21 protein-coding genes are annotated in these 20,466 nt (G+C 32.9%); 1 reads left to right on the top strand and 20 read right to left on the bottom strand.

Features of this window, described 5'->3' with window-relative positions; genetic code table 11:
- Positions 1–122 precede the first annotated feature (122 nt).
- Both gndA and AAA453_RS08315 read right to left on the bottom strand, forming a co-directional pair.
- Entirely contained in the window at positions 123–1,532 is a 1,410-nt protein-coding gene (gndA, locus tag AAA453_RS08320) for an NADP-dependent phosphogluconate dehydrogenase (RefSeq protein WP_021339229.1), read from the bottom strand.
- Positions 1,533–1,600: 68 nt separating this feature from the next.
- A complete protein-coding gene (locus tag AAA453_RS08315) occupies positions 1,601–2,737 on the bottom strand; it encodes a M20/M25/M40 family metallo-hydrolase (protein ID WP_427704391.1) in 1,137 nt (378 codons plus the stop codon).
- Positions 2,738–2,956: 219 nt separating this feature from the next.
- Between AAA453_RS08315 and prli42 the strand changes: the two genes are divergently transcribed.
- Positions 2,957–3,055, top strand: a complete 99-nt coding sequence (gene prli42 / locus AAA453_RS08310; RefSeq protein WP_155398016.1) for a stressosome-associated protein Prli42 — start codon at positions 2,957–2,959, stop codon at positions 3,053–3,055.
- A 157-nt stretch (positions 3,056–3,212) separates the two neighbouring features.
- On the opposite strand, the gene AAA453_RS08305 is transcribed toward prli42, so the two are convergent.
- From AAA453_RS08305 to efp, 18 genes are all read right to left on the bottom strand, one after another.
- Positions 3,213–4,205, bottom strand: a complete 993-nt coding sequence (locus tag AAA453_RS08305; RefSeq protein WP_427704389.1) for an aromatic acid exporter family protein — start codon at positions 4,203–4,205, stop codon at positions 3,213–3,215.
- A gap of 12 nt (positions 4,206–4,217) precedes the next feature.
- Positions 4,218–4,655 carry a bacilliredoxin BrxB gene (brxB, locus tag AAA453_RS08300; protein ID WP_046465399.1) on the bottom strand — a complete coding sequence of 146 codons (438 nt, stop codon included), beginning with the start codon at positions 4,653–4,655 and terminating at the stop codon, positions 4,218–4,220.
- Between the two features lie 238 nt (positions 4,656–4,893).
- Positions 4,894–6,162: a dihydrolipoamide acetyltransferase family protein gene (locus AAA453_RS08295; protein WP_046465400.1), complete on the bottom strand. Its 1,269-nt coding sequence runs from the start codon at positions 6,160–6,162 to the stop codon at positions 4,894–4,896.
- Between the two features lie 12 nt (positions 6,163–6,174).
- A complete protein-coding gene (locus tag AAA453_RS08290; protein ID WP_046465401.1) occupies positions 6,175–7,158 on the bottom strand; it encodes an alpha-ketoacid dehydrogenase subunit beta in 984 nt (327 codons plus the stop codon).
- Positions 7,151–8,149: a thiamine pyrophosphate-dependent dehydrogenase E1 component subunit alpha gene (locus AAA453_RS08285; protein ID WP_069815545.1), complete on the bottom strand. Its 999-nt coding sequence runs from the start codon at positions 8,147–8,149 to the stop codon at positions 7,151–7,153. Before AAA453_RS08285 ends, AAA453_RS08290 begins: the two co-directional genes overlap by 8 nt.
- A gap of 15 nt (positions 8,150–8,164) precedes the next feature.
- On the bottom strand, positions 8,165–9,586 hold the full coding sequence (gene lpdA, locus AAA453_RS08280) for a dihydrolipoyl dehydrogenase (RefSeq protein WP_427704388.1): 1,422 nt from the start codon (positions 9,584–9,586) through the stop codon (positions 8,165–8,167).
- 10 nt (positions 9,587–9,596) lie between these two features.
- Positions 9,597–10,658: a butyrate kinase gene (gene buk, locus AAA453_RS08275; RefSeq protein ID WP_427704386.1), complete on the bottom strand. Its 1,062-nt coding sequence runs from the start codon at positions 10,656–10,658 to the stop codon at positions 9,597–9,599.
- Positions 10,659–10,921: 263 nt separating this feature from the next.
- On the bottom strand, positions 10,922–11,818 hold the full coding sequence (locus AAA453_RS08270; RefSeq protein WP_427704385.1) for a phosphate acyltransferase: 897 nt from the start codon (positions 11,816–11,818) through the stop codon (positions 10,922–10,924).
- Between the two features lie 52 nt (positions 11,819–11,870).
- A complete protein-coding gene (gene recN, locus AAA453_RS08265) occupies positions 11,871–13,550 on the bottom strand; it encodes a DNA repair protein RecN (protein ID WP_427704383.1) in 1,680 nt (559 codons plus the stop codon).
- 21 nt (positions 13,551–13,571) lie between these two features.
- Positions 13,572–14,024: a transcriptional regulator AhrC/ArgR gene (gene ahrC, locus AAA453_RS08260; protein ID WP_002507526.1), complete on the bottom strand. Its 453-nt coding sequence runs from the start codon at positions 14,022–14,024 to the stop codon at positions 13,572–13,574.
- A 341-nt stretch (positions 14,025–14,365) separates the two neighbouring features.
- The gene (locus AAA453_RS08255) at positions 14,366–15,247 is read right to left on the bottom strand and encodes a polyprenyl synthetase family protein (RefSeq protein ID WP_427704382.1); all 882 of its coding nucleotides are present in this window, start codon (positions 15,245–15,247) and stop codon (positions 14,366–14,368) included.
- A complete protein-coding gene (locus AAA453_RS08250; protein WP_046465408.1) occupies positions 15,237–15,473 on the bottom strand; it encodes an exodeoxyribonuclease VII small subunit in 237 nt (78 codons plus the stop codon). The genes AAA453_RS08255 and AAA453_RS08250 overlap by 11 nt, the downstream gene beginning before the upstream one ends.
- Positions 15,466–16,803 (bottom strand): exodeoxyribonuclease VII large subunit, encoded by a 1,338-nt coding sequence (xseA, locus tag AAA453_RS08245; protein ID WP_427704380.1) that lies wholly within the window; start codon positions 16,801–16,803, stop codon positions 15,466–15,468. The genes AAA453_RS08250 and xseA overlap by 8 nt, the downstream gene beginning before the upstream one ends.
- A 14-nt stretch (positions 16,804–16,817) precedes the next feature.
- The gene (nusB, locus tag AAA453_RS08240; protein ID WP_427704378.1) at positions 16,818–17,204 is read right to left on the bottom strand and encodes a transcription antitermination factor NusB; all 387 of its coding nucleotides are present in this window, start codon (positions 17,202–17,204) and stop codon (positions 16,818–16,820) included.
- A 123-nt stretch (positions 17,205–17,327) separates the two neighbouring features.
- The gene (locus tag AAA453_RS08235) at positions 17,328–17,690 is read right to left on the bottom strand and encodes an Asp23/Gls24 family envelope stress response protein (RefSeq protein ID WP_046465411.1); all 363 of its coding nucleotides are present in this window, start codon (positions 17,688–17,690) and stop codon (positions 17,328–17,330) included.
- Between the two features lie 12 nt (positions 17,691–17,702).
- Positions 17,703–19,061: an acetyl-CoA carboxylase biotin carboxylase subunit gene (accC, locus tag AAA453_RS08230; protein ID WP_069815531.1), complete on the bottom strand. Its 1,359-nt coding sequence runs from the start codon at positions 19,059–19,061 to the stop codon at positions 17,703–17,705.
- Entirely contained in the window at positions 19,061–19,534 is a 474-nt protein-coding gene (accB, locus tag AAA453_RS08225) for an acetyl-CoA carboxylase biotin carboxyl carrier protein (RefSeq protein ID WP_046465413.1), read from the bottom strand. Before accB ends, accC begins: the two co-directional genes overlap by 1 nt.
- Positions 19,535–19,891: 357 nt before the next feature.
- Positions 19,892–20,449: an elongation factor P gene (gene efp, locus AAA453_RS08220; protein ID WP_002507518.1), complete on the bottom strand. Its 558-nt coding sequence runs from the start codon at positions 20,447–20,449 to the stop codon at positions 19,892–19,894.
- Positions 20,450–20,466 lie beyond the last annotated feature (17 nt).

Here is a 20,466-nt window from a genome sequence, read left to right as displayed (position 1 = left end):
ATACTAAAGCTGTTATTAAAAATTTACATAAAAAAACTACTAGTAAAGTCCGTAGACTTTGCTAGTAGTTTCAAACGCGAAGTAGTTTCACGTCTTTTATAATGTTAATATAAAGATGTTTATTAGTCTTCAATCCATTGTGTATGGAATACGCCTTCACGATCTTTACGTTCGTAAGTGTGTGCACCAAAATAATCACGTTGCGCTTGAATTAAGTTAGCTGGTAAGTTTTCTGAACGATAACTATCATAATAGTTAATACTTGCAGAGAAACCTGGCGTTGGAACACCATTTTGTACACCAGTAGCTACAACATCACGTAATGCATCTTGATAGTTTGTTACGATATCTTTGAAGTATGGGTCTAATAATAGATTTTGTAATTCTGTATCATTATCATATGCTTCTTTAATTTTTTGTAAGAATTGCGCACGGATAATACAACCTTCACGCCAAATCATAGCAAGCTCTCCAAGTTTTAAATTCCATTCATTGTCGTCACTAGCTTTTCTCATTTGAGCAAAGCCTTGTGCGTATGAACAAATCTTACTCATATACAGCGCTTTACGGATTTTTTCAAGGAATTCTTCTTTGTTACCTTCAAATTTAGTACTTGGTCCATTTAATTGTTTAGAAGCATTCACGCGTTCTTCTTTGATTGAAGATATAAAGCGTGCAAATACTGATTCAGTAATAATTGTTAATGGAATACCTAATTCTAAAGCGTTAATAGAAGTCCATTTACCTGTACCTTTTTGGCCAGCTGTATCCATGATTTTTTCAACTAATGGACCATTACCATCATCATCTAATTTAGTGAAGATGTCACCAGTGATTTCAATCAAGTAACTTGAAAGTTCGCCAGCGTTCCAGTCTTTGAATGTTTGTGAAATTTCTTCATGAGACATACCAAGTAAGTCTTTCATCATTGCGTAACTTTCAGCAATTAACTGCATATCTGCATATTCAATACCATTGTGCACCATTTTAACGTAGTGACCGGCACCATTAGGTCCAATATAAGCTACACATGCAGCGCCATCTTCAGCTTTAGCAGAGATTGCTTCTACAATGTCTTTAACTTTATCAAATGCTTCTTGTTGTCCACCAGGCATTAATGAAGGACCAGTAAGCGCGCCAACTTCACCACCAGAAACGCCCATTCCGATGAAGTTAACACCACTTTCAGCTAGTGCTTTATTACGTCTGATTGTATCTTGATAATTAGTGTTACCACCATCGATTAAAATATCATCATTATCTAGTAATGGTAATAAGCTATCGATTGTTGCATCTGTTGCTGGTCCTGCCTTCACCATTAATAAAATCTTACGGGGTTTTTCTAGAGAATTCACAAACTCCTCTATAGAGTACGTCGGATGTATATTTTTACCTTCAGATTCTGTTACCATTTCATCTGTTTTAGAAGATGAACGGTTAAAAACTGAAACGCTATATCCTCGTGATTCAATATTCCAAGCAAGGTTTTTACCCATTACGGCTAAACCTACTACACCAATTTGTTGTGTCATTTAACTAACCTCTCTTATTAAAGTTTTCTCATATATTGTATCACAAAGCATCACTCATATTCACTTAATCAGTTTTCAGATTTTTGAGTAATTATTTCAACTATTTTTATAAGCTGTTCTGCTAGAAGATTTAAAGCATCAATTGACATACGTTCTTCAGTTGTATGGATGTGCTCGTAACCCACGCCTAAGATGACAGTTGGTATGCCTAATTGATTAATTATATTACCATCAGAACCCCCGCCAGCCATAACTGTGTTCGGTGTTAACCCTAATGCAATTGCGCTGGCTTTAGCTACGTTAGTAACTGTGGCATCTTGTGCAATTTTAAAGCCAGGATAACTATTAATTATTTCAACTGTAGCTGAGCAACCATATTTTTCTGCTGTTTCTTCAAAAACAGATTTCATATGAGTTACTTGAGCATTTATACTTTCATCTGAGTGTGATCGGGCTTCAGCCATAAGTGTTACTTTGTCAGCTACAATGTTAGTTGCAGATCCGCCTTCAAAACGGCCTATATTTGCTGTGGTATATTCGTCTATCTGACCTAATTTCATCGCACTTATAGCTTTAGCGGCAATATTAATCGCACTTACACCTTTGTTAGGTACACTCGCGTGAGCTTTTTTACCATGAATTGTAGTATTAATTTTCATTTGTGTGGGTGCATTAATAACAGTTGTCCCTACGTCTACACTTGCATCGATAGCATAGCCATATTTGGCATCGAGTAAAGATGTATCTAATGCTTTCGCACCTTCTAAACCAGATTCTTCCGAAACAGTAAGTACAAATTGAATCTTACCATGTGCTATGTCTTGTTCATTTAATATGTAAATTAATTCTAAAATAGTAGCTAATCCAGCTTTATCATCAGCACCTAAAATTGTAGTTCCATCTGAATAGATGTAACCATCATCTTTAACTATCGGCTTTACATTAACACCAGGCACAACTGTATCCATATGACTCGTGAAATAGATATTATCTATATTTTCATCATTTGTCGTCGCCTCTAATGTGCAAATTAAATTATTTGCTCCTAAATTTTCATGTTGACCAGCATGGTCTTCAACTACCTTTAATCCCAATTTTTCAAACTTAGATTTAAGTAACCGTTGAATTTCAATCTCATTGCCACTCTCAGAATCAATTTGCACTAATTCCAAAAAAGTATCTAGGAGTCGTTGTTTATTTATCATTTAAAAATCCCCATTCCATTATTTATATGCCATACGTTTAAGTGTAACGAAATGTGTACATAAGCAAAACTAATATGTTTCAATTCTAGAGGGTGCGTATGATATAATAAACTTATAAAGTAGTTTGAAATTGAATGTGTTGTAATTGAATTATATTGATATATACAGTGTGTTTTATCTATATTTCAATTCCATATTCTAGATTTGGAGGAATCATCTTTGGGTAACAACAAAGTTCTAAGAGTCATTATTATAGTCATGTTAGTAGCTATTATTCTTGCATTGGTATTGACAAGTGTCGTACCATTAGTGAATTAATTATAATGGTTTTTGAAAGTATCAATTTTTAATTAAACGTTATTTTATTATTAAAAGCGATGAATCACTAATATATGTATAGTTAATAAGTACAGTAGAAAATGAATAAAGCCATACAAAATTCTTAAATCAAAAGAATTTTGTATGGCTTTATTATTTAGGATGTTGCGATTTTAGAATCATTATGTAATCTTAATGATCCAAATTGTGATTTTAGTAATAAATATGATTCAAGTTCATTTAAAAGTTGTAATAAGTTTGCACGTGTTCGAAAAGCTTCATGTGACGTAGGCAACTCTAATTCATTTAATTCTATTCGAATTTCATATAACGAATGCAATCGTAATGCAGTATAATCATTACTATTTACATTTGTCCCTACTTCAGCAAATAAATTAGATATTTTGGATAATAAGCAATCTTTTGTTTCAATATTTTGAAGGATTAGAGCCATTCTTCGTAACAGCTCTAACTGTTCTTCCCGCATATCAAAATAATGATAATAAGAATTTTCATTTCTAACATAGTGATTCTTAACATCTCTAAATGCGATTGATTTAGCTTTGCGAATCGTAACTTTTAACTTCTCAAAGGATATATCTAAGCTTGGGTTTGGACTTGTACAAGCCTTACTGAACATTTGAAAAATTTCAGTAAATTGATTTTCAATTTGTTGTTTATACTGTTTTAAATTACTATCTAAGCTTGGCATAATAACATTCATTAAGAATGCAATACCGAGACCAACAATTAATAAGATAATTTCATTGAAAAATAAATCCATATCAATCGTTTTAGCATTGAAAACATGAAGTAAGATAACACAACTTGTAACAACACCTTCTTGAACTTTAAATACAACAGTTAAAGGAATAAAAAGTAGCACAATGATACCTAAAACAATTGCGTTTTGTCCTAATAAATTAAAAATAATAGAACCAAGTGCGAGTATCATAAGACAAGATACAAAACGAGATACAATTGCTTGTAGTGAATGCACCTTTGTATGTTTAATACAAAGAACCACTAAAATGGCACTAGATGCAAAATTATCTAAACCAATTAATTTTGCAATAATAATACCTAGTGCCATTCCAATTGCAGTCTTTATCGTTCTAAATCCGATGCGGTATGGATTCAAACGTGTCATGTATTAATCCCTCTATTTTTCGTCACAATAAGTGTCGAATGTGTTTTGTAATTGAGTAATGACATCCATTACGTCATGACCTTCAATTTGGTGACGTTCTACCATTTGGGCAACTTTACCATCTTTGATTAATGCAAACGATGGACTTGATGGTGCATAACCTTCAAAATAATCTCTTGCTTGTTGTGTTGCTTCTTTATCTTGACCCGCAAATACAGTTACAAGGCGGTCTGGTGTTTTATCGTAATGTAAAGCATGCGTTGCTGCTGGTCTAGCAATACCACCAGCACAACCACATACTGAGTTAACCATCACAAGTGTCGTTCCATCTTGTTGTAATACTTTATCTACTTCTTCTGGAGATGTTAATTGCTCATATCCAGCCTGTTCTATTTCATTTCTTGCTTGATTAACAACATCAGTCATATATAAATCAAAATTTAAATCCATAATAACGTCACCTTTCATTTCTGAATTATTACTTTTATTCTACTAATATATGCGCAATACTTCAACATGTGTGATTATAATATATAATAATATTGCTTAAATTCATAAAAATTATATCGCGGACGGTTGATAAAACACATGTTAAACCAGAAAAATTAAATGAAAAATGAGTGTGAAACTTTTGTCTCACACTCATTTTTTAAACTTGAAAATTAATTAGTCTACAAAGTTAAATATATTAATATATACTTGTATGTTTAATTGAATATTGTTCAATACGTGTTTTTACAAAATTCATAAATCTACCTGCTTGAAGACCATCTAATATACGATGATCAATCGATAGACATAAATTAACCATATTGCGAATTGCAATCATATCATCAATAACGACAGGTTTTTTAATAATAGATTCAATCTGTAATATTGCTGCTTGAGGATGGTTGATGATACCCATAGATGAAACAGAACCAAATGTTCCAGTATTATTCACAGTAAACGTACCACCTTGCATATCCTCAGAACGTAATTTTTTGTTACGCGCTTTATTTGCAAGCTCGTTAATTTCACGGGCAATACCTTTAATTGATTTTTCGTCTGCATTTTTAATTACAGGGACATATAATTTGTCTTCATCTGCGACAGCGATAGAAATATTAATATCCTTATGCATAACAATTTCTGAATCTGACCAGCTACTATTTAACAGTGGATACGCTTTTAGCCCTTCTGCAACAGCTTTTACGAAAAATGCAAAGAAAGTTAAATTATATCCTTCACTTTCTTTGAAGCTTTGCTTATGATAGTTACGTGTTTTTACTAGATTTGAAGCGTCCGATTCTACCATCATCCATGCATGCGGTATTTCATTGACACTATTTACCATGTTTTGAGCGATTTGCTTACGAACACCATTAACTGGAATTGCTGACCCTGGAGAAGGTTCATTGTAATACGCTTGTTTTGTAACTTTAGGTGAATCTTTAGGTGCTACAACTGTTGAAGGTGTTTTGTTCGTACCTTCTTTAATTACTTTTTCAATATCTTTTTTCGTAACTCGACCTTCAAAACCAGTACCAATCACTTCAGATAACTCGATTTGATTTTCTGAAGCAAGTTTAAATACCACTGGTGAAAAGCGACCATTGTTTTTGGGTTTATCTTCATGTGAAGCGCTATTAACATTATCATCTATATCATTTGAAGCAACCTCTTGAGGTTCATTAGATTCTGTTGTTTGTTGTGTATTTGAATTGTTTGTTTCTTGCGATTCATCACCAATATCAACAAGGCATATGACTTCATTTACCGCTACTGTTGTGCCTTCTTCTACTATAATTTCTTTAATTGTTCCTGAAAATGAAGATGGCACTTCTGCTGTCACTTTATCAGTGATAACTTCGCATAATGGATCATATTCTTCAACAGTATCTCCTACAGATACAAGCCATTGTTCTATTGTACCTTCATGCACACTTTCACCGAGTTTAGGCATTTTGATTTCCATGATTGTGCCTCCTTAAAATTCTGCGAGTTCTCGCATTTTAATTTTTATCTTATCTGGATTGATCATAAACTCGTCTTCGAGAGTTGGTGCAAATGGCATTGATGGAACATCAGGTCCCGCAAGTCTCATTATAGGTGCATCTAAATCAAATAAACAGTTTTCAGATATAATCGCAGATACTTCAGAAATAATACTACCTTCTAAGTTATCTTCTGTAACTAATAATACTTTACCAGTCAATTTAGCACGTTCAATAATTGTTTCTTTATCTAAAGGATAAACTGTACGTAAATCAACAACTTCTACATTAATACCATCTTCAGATAACATATCTGCTGCTTGGATACAGTAATTCACACATAAACCATAAGTGAAAACAGTTATATCATCACCTTCACGTTTTACATCAGCTTTACCGATAGGCACAGTATAATAGTCTTCTGGTACTTCTTCTTTTAATAATCGATATGCTTTTTTATGTTCAAAGAAGAGCACTGGGTCATTCGTCTCAATTGATGACAATAATAAACCTTTTGCATCATAAGGTGTAGACGGTATAACAATAGTCAATCCAGGTGTCGATGCAAATATCGCTTCAACGCTTTGTGAATGATAAAGTGCACCATGAATTCCGCCACCAAACGGCGCACGAATTGTAATGGGACATTGCCAATCATTATTGGAACGGTACCTCATCTTAGCAGCTTCACTAATGATTTGGTTTGTAGCAGGTAAAATATAATCAGCGAACTGAATTTCAGCAACAGGACGTTTACCTAACATTGCAGCGCCTATACTTGTACCAACTATATTAGATTCTGCTAATGGCGTGTCTAATACACGTGCCTCACCATATTTTTCTTGTAATCCTAAAGTGACTCCAAATACGCCGCCTTTTATACCGACATCTTCTCCTAATACGAAAACGTCATTATCTTTTTCCATTGATTGGTCTAGCCCTTGATGGATAGCTTCTAAATAGGATAATTTAGCCATTGTTTGAGCCTCCTTCTTCGTAAACGTGTGTATAAGTTTCTTCTGCTGATGGATAAGGTGCTTGCTCAGCTTCCTTAGTTGCTTGGTTGACTATTTCTTTATGTTCTTTTTCTAAATCATCTAACCAGCCTTCATCAATAAAACCTTCTTCAAGTAAAAATGCTTTGAATTTAAGGTTACAATCTAAAGATTTAAGTTCATCGCGTTCTTCTTTTGAACGGTATTTATCATCATCATCAGATGAATGAGCAGTCATTCTCGTACACATAGCTTCTATTAGTGTTGATCCACCGCCATTTAAAGCACGTTCTCTAGCTTCTTTCATTACTTTATACATAGCTATTGGATCATTTCCATCCACATGCTCGCCATGTATTCCATAGCCAATAGCACGGTCAGAAAGTTTTTCAGCACCATATTGAAGTGAATCAGGAACTGAAATTGCATATTTATTGTTTTCAATTACACAAATAAACGGTAATTTATGTACTCCTGCAAAGTTTAATCCTTCGTGAAAATCACCTTGGTTGGAACTACCTTCACCGACAGTTGTCATTGCTATGTTTGCTTTGTTATCCATTTTCAAAGCTAAAGCGGCACCAACAGCGTGTAAAATTTGAGTTCCTACCGGAGAACCTTGAGAAAGCATCCCTATGTCACTTTGACCAAAATGAGAAGGCATTTGTTTTCCACCTGAATTGATATCATCACGTTTACCAAAAGCGGCTAACATAGAATTCAGAGGTGTCATACCTAAATAAGTTACAAGCGCTAAATCTCTATAATAAGGTGAAGAAATATCACCTTTTTGCATAGCATAAGCCATACCTATTTGTGTTGCTTCTTGTCCTTGGCAGCTAATGACAAAGGGGATTTTGCCTGCACGGTTTAATAGCCACATACGTTCATCTATTTTACGACCTAAGTCCATCCATTTGTACATTGCTTGTAGGTCTTCTTTTTCTAAGCCTACAGATTTATAATCAAACATTTTATTGCCTCCTTATTAAACGTGAATCGATCTATTCTCAACTTTTAATCCTAATTCCATTAACACTTCAGAAAGAGAAGGATGTGCATGGGTTGTTAAACCAAGTTCTAATGTTGAGCCATTCATAAATTGGAATAACGACACTTCATTAATCAGTTCTGTGACATGAGGTCCAATCATATTCAGCCCTAATACAGTATCATTTTCTTGATCGATTACGACTTCACAAAAACCACTTTGATTTTGTGTGTCTTCAATTACAGCTTTACCAATTGCTTTAAACGGCACTTTTACTGTGCGTGCTTTAATATTTTCTGCTTTGGCTTCTTCTATATTTTTGCCAATACTCGCTACTTCGGGTTGACTATAAACGCATCTTGGCATTTTTTGATAATCTATCGGTAATGGCGATGCATCAAACATATGATCAATCGCAATCATTCCTTCTTTTGAACCTACGTGTGCAAGTTGCAATTTACCGATACAATCACCCGCAGCGTAAATATGCTTATCTTCAGTTTGTTGATATTCATTGACGATGATGTGCTTTTTATCAGTCAACTTGATTTTAGTATTATTTAGGCCGATATCATCAGTGTTCGGTTTACGACCTATCGAAACGAGTGCTTTGTCAAATGTAACCGACTTTTCATTTAATATTATTGTTATCTTATTTTCATCAATTACAATATTTTCTTCACCTAGTTGAGTGTTTTCATAAAACGTTACACCACGCTTAGATAATTCTTGTTTTAATACTTTTGCTACTGATTTACTTTCAGTTGGTAGAATACGATCTCCAGCTTCAATCACTGATACCTCGACACCAAAATCTACTAGTAATGATGCAAATTCTAAACCAATTACACCGCCTCCAACAATTGCGATAGAATTTGGTAGTTGCTCAAGATTTAAAATGTCATCACTAGAAAGAACGATATTATGATCAAATGGCAAAAATGGTAGTTCCATTGGTTGAGAACCAGTACAAATTAGCACGTTATTATTCGGAATTAATTCTGACTCACCATCTTCAAATTCTACTGAAACTGTACCACTTTGCGGTGAAAAAATGGAAGGCCCTAATAAACGACCAGTACCATTAAATACATCGATTTTATTATGGTCCATCAAATGTTTCACACCGTTAAACATTTGATTAACGACTTCATGTTTACGTTCTTGAACGCGCGAAAAGTTCAATTTAAAATCATTTATATCAACACCATATTCACTTGAGTTTTTAACTGTATGCAAAACCTCAGCTGATTTTAAAAGTGCTTTTGTTGGGATACATCCTTTATGTAAACAAGTGCCTCCAAGTAAAGACTTTTCTACAAGTGCAACTTTTTTTCCTAGTTGAGATGCTCGAATTGCCGAGACATAACCCGCTGTACCTCCGCCTAATATTACTAAATCATATTTTTCTTCTGACATGCTTGCACTCCTAACTATAAACTTTAGCACTTTCTATACCTTCTAAAACAAGCGATGTGCGAGTCGCTAAAGCGTCCATTTCTTTTTCACCGGGGTAGATTGTCACCGGTGCTATCCAATCGACATAAGATTGGATTAAGGATGTTAATATTTTATTATAACTCAGTCCGCCAGTAAGGATAACTTGATCAACGTTTCCTTTAAAAACGATTGCGCGTTCACCAATCGCTTTCGCGACTTGATATGCTAATGCATCAAACGCTAGTTTTACATCACTATCTGATTCATATTTATGTGATAACACTTTTAAATCATTTGTTTTAAACATATTAACAAAACCACCTTCTTTGCTCAAAAAGTGATTCATTTCTTGTGGTGTAAAATTGCGTTTATAACCATATTCATATAACAAATCATTTGGTATAGAACCTGCCCGTTCAGGACTAAAAGGACCCTCGCCTAGCAAGCCTTCGTTCACATCAACGACAAGACCCTGTTTATGTGCGCCAACAGTTATACCACCACCCATATGAGCAACAATAACGTTAACTTGTTTATAAGTTTTACTGGATGAATTTGCATATAAGCTTGCAACAGCTTTTTGGTTTAATGCATGAAAAATACACCTTCGCTTAATATCTTTGATACCTGTAACTCTAGCAATATCCATTAATTCATCTACAACTACAGGGTCAATTGTAAAAACAGGTATTTGAAGATCTTGACTTAATTCGTAACCGATAACCCCACTTAAGTTAGATGCATAGTCACCATATTTAAATGTTCGAAGTTCATTATACATCGTTTCGTTGATTGTATAAACGCCACCACGTATGGGTTTCAATAATCCCCCTCTACACGCAATGCCATCAAAGTCACTAAAATTCACACCAGCTACATTTTTTACAAAACGTTCAATTTCAAATCGTCGATGTTTGATTTGTTCTATCAAATTTAAGGAAGTAATTTCGAGGTCATGCCGTATTGTTTCATTATAATTGCAATACGCATCTGTATAAATAGCAACCTTAGAAGATGTGCTTCCTAAATTAAGCACTAAAATTTGAGACATTGCCCCACCTTCTTTATTGAAAATAAAATAGAAAGTTATTAACTTTAACTGCTCAAGGAACATAGATTTTATTATTATGCAACGGCTAGATTACCGGCTTCAAAATTGAAATAAATAGTCAACTTTGAAAAAGTCATCGCACATAAAAGGATTATATTAAACTATTTATAATATCCACTTATATTTTACATCAAATAGACAAAATATAAAATTAATAACCTATTTTATATCGCAACAAGTAAAATGAGCCTTTCATAGCAAGGTCAATTTAAAACTTTTAGGGCTAACAATAATGAATCAAGTTTGTTTTGTTTATTATCAGCTCTAGAAGTAAGTACAATTGGAAATTTTGCGCCTAAAACTAGGCTTGCTACACGTGCACCACCAAAGTATGTGAATGACTTGTATAACGCGTTGCCAACATCAATATGTGATACAAGCAAAGCATCGACGTCACCAGCTACAGTAGACTTTATATTCTTTTTAATAACGCTTTCCATGCTGATTGCATTATCAAAAGCTAGAGGACCGTCAACAATTAAATAATCATCCGCATCTCTATTAAAAATATTTTTGATTTTTTCAGAATCCGTAGAAGATGGGATTTTCCTTGTAACTTTTTCGACAGATGATAATAAACCTACTTTAAACTGTTCATAACCTAATGCCTTACTAAATACTGACAAATTTTTAATAATTTGTCTTTTTTCCTCTACTGAAGGTGAAATATTTAAAGCAACATCACTCATCATTAATGTTTTATGATAATTTGGTATATCGAAACATGCGACATGACTTAGAAAACCATGATTTTCTATAAAATTTTTATTGCTTAAAATAAAAGATAGTAATGATGAAGACGTTAAATTACCTTTCATTAACATCGAAACTTTACCACGTGATAAATCTTGTGCACATTGTTTAAATAATTCATTTTCATCATCAAATGTATAAATGTGAATTCTGTTTAATAATCGTGCGTCTATATTAAAAGATCTAATAATTTCAGTAAGATCATGTGTATCATATAAAAACACTTCTATATCTGTTAAAGTAAGTGCTTCTATCACGACTGAAAGCATCTTTTCATCATTTGCATATAAAATGGCTATATTACCTTTTAAAGTTGTAGTCGGTTCAATTAAATGTTGATATTGCATGAAAACCAACACCTTTCCCTATAAGTAAAGTAGTATTTATACGTTCGCATTATTAATCATTAAGGTGATTTTGTTCTATCATTTCTTTAGCATTCTGACGTGTAAGCTCAGTAACACTTGCTCCAGAAATCATTCTTGCTACTTCATCAATACGTTCTTCACCGGTTAATTCTTTAACATGAGTAGTTGTTCTGTTATCTTTAGAAGCTTTACTAATAAATAAATGTTGATCACTCATTGTCGCTACTTGTGGTAAATGAGAAATGCAGATTACTTGTATATGTTGTGCTAAGTCTTTCATTTTCTGAGCCATCTTCTGTGCTGCTTGACCTGAAACACCAGAATCTACTTCATCAAATAAAATCGCTGTTTGCCCTCTTGTTTTTACAAAGATTGTTTTGAGCGCCAACATAATTCTAGATAATTCTCCTCCAGAAGCGATTTTATTTAAGCTTTTAAGCGGTTCACCTTTATTAGGGCTTATTAGAAATTCTACAAATTCAATGCCTTCACGGTTAGGTGTATCTAATGGTTTAAAGGAAATTTCTAAGTTCGCGTCTTTCATTTGTAAGTTTTGAATTTCATCCACAATATTGTCTCGCAGTGATTGAGCTACAACACGACGTTCTTGAGATAATTTTTTACCTAACTTGAAAACTTTATCATAAAGTGATTCTATTTCTTCACGCAATTGTGACGTACTCTCTTCATAGTTCTCAATTTTGTTGATTTCATTATCCAATTTATCTTGGTAAACAATAAGCTCACTAATATCTTTGCCATATTTGCGTTTCAAGCTGTTTAAGACGTTCATTCTAGCTTCTAGTTCATTAAGATACTGTTCGTCAAATTCAGTGTTTGTGAGTTCATCATATAGCTGATGTTTCGCATCGTCTAATGTGTAGTAAAATTGATCTACATCTTCTTTAAGACGATCATATTTATCAGGCAAAATATCACTAATTGATTGAAGCTGGTTACTTAATTCATACAAACGATCGGTAATTGCATGTTCATCAGTTAATGTTAGATGTGCATTGCTTAGTGCTAGGCTTAAATTTTCAGAGTTTTGAATGCGTTTAATATCTGTCTCAAGTTGTGAAACTTCTCCATCAGTTAATTGAGCTTCCTGTAATTCCTCATATTGAAATTTAAGTAAATCTAATCGCTGAAGCAGTGCTTGATCCGCAGTTTCCAAATCTTCAAGTTCTTTCTTTTTAGCTTTATATTGATCAAAAGTAGACACATAATCATCAAGCAAAGATTTATATGTATCCTCTGCATAATTATCTAATAATTGTAAATGATATTTTTGCTTTAATAATGATTGCGTTTCATGCTGGCCATGTATATCTAACAATTCTTGCATTATTTTTCGCAAGTCTTGTAGTGTAACAATTTGATTATTCACTCTACACATACTTTTTCCAGAACTAAAGATTTCTCTTTTAACTAATAAAAAATCTTCGTCTATATCAATTGATAAATCACGTAATATGGAAATAGCTTCTTTACTCTCATCAATGTCGAAGATACCTTCAATAATTGATTTCTTTTCCCCATGTCTTACATAATTTGAAGAAGCACGCATGCCAATGAGTTGACCAATTGCATCAATGATAATTGATTTACCTGCACCTGTTTCACCACTTAATACTGTTAAGCCCTCACCAAAATGCACTTCTAATTCATCAATGATTGCAAATTGCTTAATAGATAAAGTTTGTAGCATCCTTATATCACTTCCTTATACTTATAATAAATTAAAGATGCGTGTCTTAATTTTTTCGCTCGCAGAATCATCTCTACAGATAATTAAACAAGTATCATCACCGCAAATAGTTCCTAAAACTTCTTCCCAATCAATTTGGTCTAAAATTGCACCGATTGATTGAGCATTACCAGGTAATGTTTTTAGAACTAATAAATTGCCTGTTCCATCAATGTTTACAAAAGAATCCATTAAATAGCGACCTAATTTTTCTAAAGGATGATATTTTCGATCATTTGGCAAACTATAGACATATTGTCCTGCAGGAGTCGGTACCTTTATAAGTTGCAACTCTTTAATGTCTCTTGAAACAGTTGCTTGAGTGACGTTCAATTCGTACTCATTTAAACGCTTTACTAATTCATCTTGTGTTTCTATCTTTTCATTTGAAATGATTTCTCGTATTTTTATATGTCTCACTGATTTTTTAGCCATGTATAGCACCTCTGTAAACGAATATTTATACATTTATTTTACCACAAGCATAAGAATTCTACTACTAAAGTTAATTTGAAATATCGCTAAATATATCACGTTAATTATGCTATATATCAGTAAAATGTCACTATAAGGTATACAAATATGAGTTGTAAAATTTCAGCAAATTATGTAAAGAATCATTAAATTGATGAATAATTATTGAATAATATATTTTCACTCAATAAAAAATCACACTACATATACGTAGCATGATTCTTTGAGCTATTAAGTATTTTATTAACTGAACATTATTTAAAGATGGGAACCGTTATAAATAATTATCTAAAGCATCCTATTTATGATTCACGATTATTAAATAATTCAATAATACCTTCAAGATCTTGAGTATTATATGATTCCGGTAATTCATTTAAGCACTGATAAGCGGCATCAGCGTGAAACTTCAACTTATCTTCTGCACCAGTTTGTCCTAATAAAGATACGTAAGTGCTTTTATCATTTTCGATATCACTACCTACTGCTTTTCCTAATTTTGCTTCATCGCCATAGATATCTAGCAAATCATCTTTAATTTGAAACATTAAACCTAAATGTTCACTGTATGTTTCTAACAAATCTGCCACAGATTGTTCTGGTTCAGCAATATCAACTGCAGCCATAACTGCAAATTTAAGTAGCGCACCCGTTTTAGCGTTATGAATTTTTTCAAGTGTATTTAAATCTATTGATGAGCCTTCACTTTGCATATCTAAAGCTTGACCACCTACCATACCTAAGTGTCCGCTCGCATATGACAAACGCTTAACAAGCTTAATTTTAACAGTATCAGTTAGATTTGAGTCATTGGTAATGATTTCAAAAGCTTTGGTAAGTAGTGCATCTCCAGCAAGTATCGCTTTCCATTCACCAAAAACTTTATGATTTGTAAGTTTGCCTCTACGATAATCATCATTGTCTAACGGTGGCAAATCATCGTGAATTAATGAATATGTGTGGACTATTTCTAATCCTAAGGCAGATGATAATCCGGATTTATATTCATTTGATAACATATCTAAAGTTAATAATAATAAGACAGGTCTTATTCGTTTACCGCCTGCTTCTAAAGAATAACGCATACTCTCTTCTATATTAGTGTTGAGTGAAGACTCTGGAACTGTTGTAGATAACTTTTGATTAATTTCTTCTATTAAATTATTCATCTTGTTATTCTCCATCGTTATCAATCGTCTCCTCATTTTCAACATTTTCATCAGTCATGAGCTCATTAACTTTCTTTTCAGCATCTTTCAATGTTTCATCACAAGTTGCAGATAATTTCATACCACGTTGATATAAATTTAAAGATTCTTCTAATGATACATTTTCATTATCAAGTTTTTGAACGATGCCTTCGAGTTCTTTCATCATTTCTTCAAAACTTTGTGTATTACTATTACTCATCTTTACACCTTACTTTCTTAACTTGTGCATCAACAACGCCATCTTTCATTGTTAATACAATGTTATCATTTTCAGCTAAGTCATTCGTACTTGTTATTACATCATCATCTTTATTCACAATTGTATAGCCACGTAACATTGTGTTTGTTGGACTTAGATTATTTAAGCTTTCTAGTTTACTAGCAAGTTTATTTTGTTGATTGGTAATAAAATTATTCATGACTTTATTTAAATCTGTACGCTTTTGATTATTTGTTAATTGTTCTCTATTAATATTTTGTTTGAAATTTTTCAAGTTAAACTTATTAGTTAATAGTTGCAATTGTTGCTGTTCATTTTTAATTCTTAAATTCATTGATAGGCTTAACTGCTTTTCTAAATCATCACGTTTTTGAATTTGTTGGTCATATAACAAAGTTGGTGTTTGGAACTTGTAATATGAAGATACATGTTCCAAGTGTTTTCTTTGTTGTTGCATATGTTGTTTAATAAAACGAGTGAGTGAAAGGTTCGTTTGCTTTAAATATTGACGTAATTCATATTGATCTGGTGTTGCCATTACTGCTGCTTGTGTTGGTGTAGCAGCACGTACATCAGCTACGAAGTCACTTAATGTAAAATCAGTTTCATGTCCAACAGCGGATATGATTGGTGTTTCACAAAAATATATTGCCTTTACTACATCTTCTTCGTTAAAGTTCCATAAATCTTCTATAGAACCACCACCACGACCTATGATAATTGTATCAACATTTAATTGATCAGCCTGTTGTATCTTTTCGACTATATCATTTTTAGCTTGTTCACCCTGTACTAAAGTATTAATTTGAACTTGCTCAGCTAGTGGATATCGACTATTTATCGTCGTATGAATATCTCTAATTGCCGCTCCAGTACCTGCAGTTAACACCGCTATTTTTTGGGGGAATTTAGGAATTAACTTTTTATGATTTTGATCAAAAAAACCATCTTTAGTTAATTTCTTTTTCAACTGTTCTAATTTTTGGTATAAATTACCTACCCCATCAATATGCATTTTATTAACATAGATTTGATAATTTCCTCTACGCTCATAAACAGAAACGCGTGCTTCTAGTAATACTTCGTCACCTTCTTTAGGATCAAAATCAATTTTAGAAGCATTGCCTTTAAACATCATTGCACTAATGACACTGTTTTTATCTTTCACATTAAAATAAAGATGACCACTGCTATGCTTTTTAAAGTTAGACAGTTCCCCTTTAATCAATACAGATTGTAAATGGGGATCTTGGTCAAATTTGTATTTAATATATTTAGTTAATGCGGAAACACTTAAATAGTCTGCCATTTTATATCACTCTTTTATTCAATATTGCTCAATACACCATTGATGAATTTATAATGATCATCATCGCTGAATTGTTTCGCTAATTCAACAGCTTCATTTATAATTACTTTTTGTGGCGTTGAACTATGTAACAATTCAAAAGTAGACATTCTTAAAATAATGCGATCTGTTTTCAATAAACGGTCTAGTGTCCAATCTTTTAAATATGGTTGGATTTTTTCATCTAAAATCGTTTCATGATCTTTTACTCCAGTTACTAACCAGTTGATAAAATCGAATTCTAAGTCTGGGTTTTCATCTGTAATAAAACTAATTGCTTCTTCAATTGTTAATTCGCTATTTTTCATTTCAAGTTGAAAAAGAGTTTGAAAGGCTTGTGTTCTGGATTCTTTTCGACTCATTATAAACTCCTTCAAGCATTGTATTTTTGTAAATCATTTGAGAAACGTAATAACAAATAGATTGAAATATTCGTTATTACATATCTACAAAATGTATTTAAAGTAAAATTTGCTTATATAATTTTAATTGGTTGGTTCAATATGTGTAATATGAACATTGATTTGGCTAGGTTCAATTGTAGTCATCGTTGTTACAGAATTAAAAATGGTACTTTGGATTGTTTTCGCTGTTTCTGAAATATTGATACCGTAAGACAATGAACAATAGACATCAATATAGATACCATCTTCTCTTGTATCAACTTTAACACCTTTGCTCAGTTGCTTTCTAGTAAATCTTTCAATACTACTATCCTTTAATTCTTTAAAATGACCTTGTATCCCTTTTATTTCAGCTGTTGCAATACTTGCTATAACTGTTAATACCTCAGGTGCAATTTCTATTTTTCCTAAATTGGAATGTGAGGTTTCTGATACTTTGACCATTTCACATACCTCCTATTTAGTTTGATCATCCATGATATTATATTTTTCAAGAAACTTAGTATTAAACTCTCCGCTTCTGAAAATTTCATTATTTAACAAACGAATATGGAATGGAATCGTAGTATCTATACCTAAAACGAGATACTCACTTAACGCGCGTATACCTGTCATAATCGTTTCTTCTCTAGTTGGCTCATGCACAATGAGCTTAGCAACCATAGAATCATAATATGGTGGAATCGTATAATTAGTATAACATGCTGATTCAATTCTTACGCCGAAGCCACCTGGTGCTAAATACTGGGTGATTTGACCAGGTGAAGGCATGAAGTTTTTATATGGATTTTCAGCATTGATACGGAATTCCATCGCATGACCTTCTATTTTGATATCTTTTTGTTTGAATGGCAATTTTTCGCCCATTGCAACTTTTAATTGTAATTTAACTAAATCTACACCTGTAACCATTTCTGTTACTGGGTGCTCAACTTGGATTCTTGTATTCATTTCCATGAAGTAAAAATCATTAGAATCTAAATCATATATAAATTCAATTGTACCTGCGTTTTCATAATTAACAGCTTTTGCTGCTCTGACTGCAGCGTTACCCATTTCTTGACGTTTCTCTTCAGATAAAATTGGAGATGGCGCTTCTTCAACAAGTTTTTGCATTCTACGTTGTATAGTACAATCGCGTTCACCTAAATGGACAACGTTACCAAAACTATCACCCATGATTTGAATCTCTATATGTCTGAAATTCTCAATGAATTTTTCGAGATATAGACCACCATTACCGAACGCAGTTTCCGCTTCTTGTTGTGTCATTTTAAAGCCAGTTTCCAATTCTTTTTCATCACGAGCCACACGGATACCTTTACCGCCACCGCCAGCAGTTGCTTTAATAATAACTGGATAACCAATTTTATCGGCAATGCCTTTTGCATCGTCGATATCCTTTACAAGACCTTCGCTGCCTGGGACAACAGGCACTTCCGCGCGTTTCATTTCTTCTTTAGCAACGTCTTTAATACCCATCTTTTGGATAGATTCGTAACTTGGTCCAATGAATTTCAGTTGGCAGGCCTCGCATAGTTCAGCGAAATCACCATTTTCCGCTAAAAATCCGTAGCCAGGATGTATACCGTCACAACCTGTTGATGTTGCGATAGATAAAATGTTTGGGATATTTAAATAAGAATCTTTAGATTGTGTTGGGCCAACGCAATATGCTTCATCAGCAATTTGAGTATGTAAAGCGTCTTTATCTCCTTCAGAGTATATAGCCACAGTTTGTAATCCTAAATCGTGACATGCACGAATGATTCTTACCGCAATCTCTCCTCTATTTGCAATTAATATTTTATTCATTATTTCACCTTGAATAACGGTTGGCCATACTCTACCATTTGACCGTCTTCTACTAGAATTTCAGCAATTTCTCCAGTTACTTCAGCTTGTATTTCATTAAACAATTTCATTGCTTCTAAGATACACACTGTTGATTCGTTTGTAACTGAATCTCCAACTTGTACATATGCACTTTCTTCAGGTGATGGTGATTTATAAAATGTCCCTACCATTGGCGCATTAATTGTTTGTAAGTTGTCTTCCACTGCGTTTGTATTTACTTCCTCTGAACTTTGCGTGTTTACAGGAGCTGACATTACACCTTGTTGCGGTGAAACTTGTTGCATTGGTTGTTGTGAAATTTGAGGTGTAATGATTTCAGTTTCTTTTTCTTTTTTTAAATTAACAACGTTGCCTTTATCTTCTATATTGATTTCAGTCAAGCTAGATTGATCAAGAATTTCTATTAATTCTTTAATTTCTTTAAAATTCATAAGTACTGACTCCTTCAGATTGTTTTCATTTACCTAGTTTATTTTACTTTAGTGAAATGTTCAATTCAAGCATATACATGCTTTCAATAATAAAGTGTTTATTCTTTATAAAGTTCTATATAGATATAATTTAATGATAATTCTATTTATTATAACGTTTTTTTAATGGAATGGGGCCATGTTATTGTAATTAATTGATATAAAGTTTAAATTCTTTTGAATAATACTACTATAACAGTCGTTTGTTTATTATAAAATGAAAAAATAAAATAACCTTTCCAACGTTTCGTGAATTGGAAAGGTTATTAATAAATATGGCTAAACTAAAAATAATAAATATGATTATTTTTATAAGTGTTAACCTCTTGAAATATAACTACCATCGCCTGTGTTAATTATAAGTGTGTCGCCTTCATTTACAAATAACGGCACATTTAGTGTATAACCAGTTTCTACTGTAGCTGATTTTGTTGCTCCGTTAGCAGTATCACCTTTTATACCAGGTTCTGTTTCTGTTACTGTAAGTTCAACAGTTTTTGGCAATTCAACGCCAAGTGTTTCACTTTCGTAAGTTTGAATTTGAACTTCCATATTAGCTTTTAAGAAATTCAATTCATTTTCTAAATAATCGGCTGCTAATTCTGTTTGCTCAAAAGTTTGATTATCCATGAAAACATGTGTATCACCATCTGCATATAAATACTGCATGCGGTGATTTTCAATCATAGCAGTTTCGACTTTTTCGCCGCCTCTGAATGTTTTCTCCTGAATAGCACCAGTTCTTAAATTACGTAATTTTGAACGCACAAATGCAGATCCTTTACCTGGTTTTACGTGTTGGAAATCTAATACTTTCCATATACCATTATCTACTGCAATTGTTAAGCCTGTCTTAAAATCATTAACCGAAATCATTCAGTTTCCTCCTCAAT

This window comes from Staphylococcus parequorum (assembly GCF_039237145.1).
In the GTDB taxonomy this organism is placed as follows: Bacteria; Bacillota; Bacilli; order Staphylococcales; family Staphylococcaceae; genus Staphylococcus; species Staphylococcus equorum_A.
Note: the sequence above shows the minus strand (reverse complement) of the source record. Positions and strands in the feature narration are given on the sequence as shown.

Excerpts from the sequence above, each read along its gene's own strand:
- AAA453_RS08250 (WP_046465408.1), bottom strand. The coding sequence starts at position 15,473 with ATGAGTAATAGTAATACACAAAGTTTTGAAGAAATGATGAAAGAACTC.
- AAA453_RS08315 (WP_427704391.1), bottom strand. The coding sequence starts at position 2,737 with ATGATAAATAAACAACGACTCCTAGATACTTTTTTGGAATTAGTGCAA.
- recN (WP_427704383.1), bottom strand. The coding sequence starts at position 13,550 with ATGCTACAAACTTTATCTATTAAGCAATTTGCAATCATTGATGAATTA.
- AAA453_RS08235 (WP_046465411.1), bottom strand. The coding sequence starts at position 17,690 with ATGGTCAAAGTATCAGAAACCTCACATTCCAATTTAGGAAAAATAGAA.
- nusB (WP_427704378.1), bottom strand. The coding sequence starts at position 17,204 with ATGAGTCGAAAAGAATCCAGAACACAAGCCTTTCAAACTCTTTTTCAA.
- AAA453_RS08255 (WP_427704382.1), bottom strand. The coding sequence starts at position 15,247 with ATGGAGAATAACAAGATGAATAATTTAATAGAAGAAATTAATCAAAAG.
- gndA (WP_021339229.1), bottom strand. The coding sequence starts at position 1,532 with ATGACACAACAAATTGGTGTAGTAGGTTTAGCCGTAATGGGTAAAAAC.
- AAA453_RS08305 (WP_427704389.1), bottom strand. The coding sequence starts at position 4,205 with ATGACACGTTTGAATCCATACCGCATCGGATTTAGAACGATAAAGACT.
- AAA453_RS08285 (WP_069815545.1), bottom strand. The coding sequence starts at position 8,149 with ATGTTTGATTATAAATCTGTAGGCTTAGAAAAAGAAGACCTACAAGCA.
- lpdA (WP_427704388.1), bottom strand. The coding sequence starts at position 9,586 with ATGTCAGAAGAAAAATATGATTTAGTAATATTAGGCGGAGGTACAGCG.
- AAA453_RS08290 (WP_046465401.1), bottom strand. The coding sequence starts at position 7,158 with ATGGCTAAATTATCCTATTTAGAAGCTATCCATCAAGGGCTAGACCAA.
- AAA453_RS08270 (WP_427704385.1), bottom strand. The coding sequence starts at position 11,818 with ATGCAATATCAACATTTAATTGAACCGACTACAACTTTAAAAGGTAAT.
- xseA (WP_427704380.1), bottom strand. The coding sequence starts at position 16,803 with ATGGCAGACTATTTAAGTGTTTCCGCATTAACTAAATATATTAAATAC.
- buk (WP_427704386.1), bottom strand. The coding sequence starts at position 10,658 with ATGTCTCAAATTTTAGTGCTTAATTTAGGAAGCACATCTTCTAAGGTT.
- accB (WP_046465413.1), bottom strand. The coding sequence starts at position 19,534 with ATGAATTTTAAAGAAATTAAAGAATTAATAGAAATTCTTGATCAATCT.
- efp (WP_002507518.1), bottom strand. The coding sequence starts at position 20,449 with ATGATTTCGGTTAATGATTTTAAGACAGGCTTAACAATTGCAGTAGAT.
- AAA453_RS08295 (WP_046465400.1), bottom strand. The coding sequence starts at position 6,162 with ATGGAAATCAAAATGCCTAAACTCGGTGAAAGTGTGCATGAAGGTACA.
- brxB (WP_046465399.1), bottom strand. The coding sequence starts at position 4,655 with ATGGATTTAAATTTTGATTTATATATGACTGATGTTGTTAATCAAGCA.
- accC (WP_069815531.1), bottom strand. The coding sequence starts at position 19,061 with ATGAATAAAATATTAATTGCAAATAGAGGAGAGATTGCGGTAAGAATC.
- ahrC (WP_002507526.1), bottom strand. The coding sequence starts at position 14,024 with ATGGCTAAAAAATCAGTGAGACATATAAAAATACGAGAAATCATTTCA.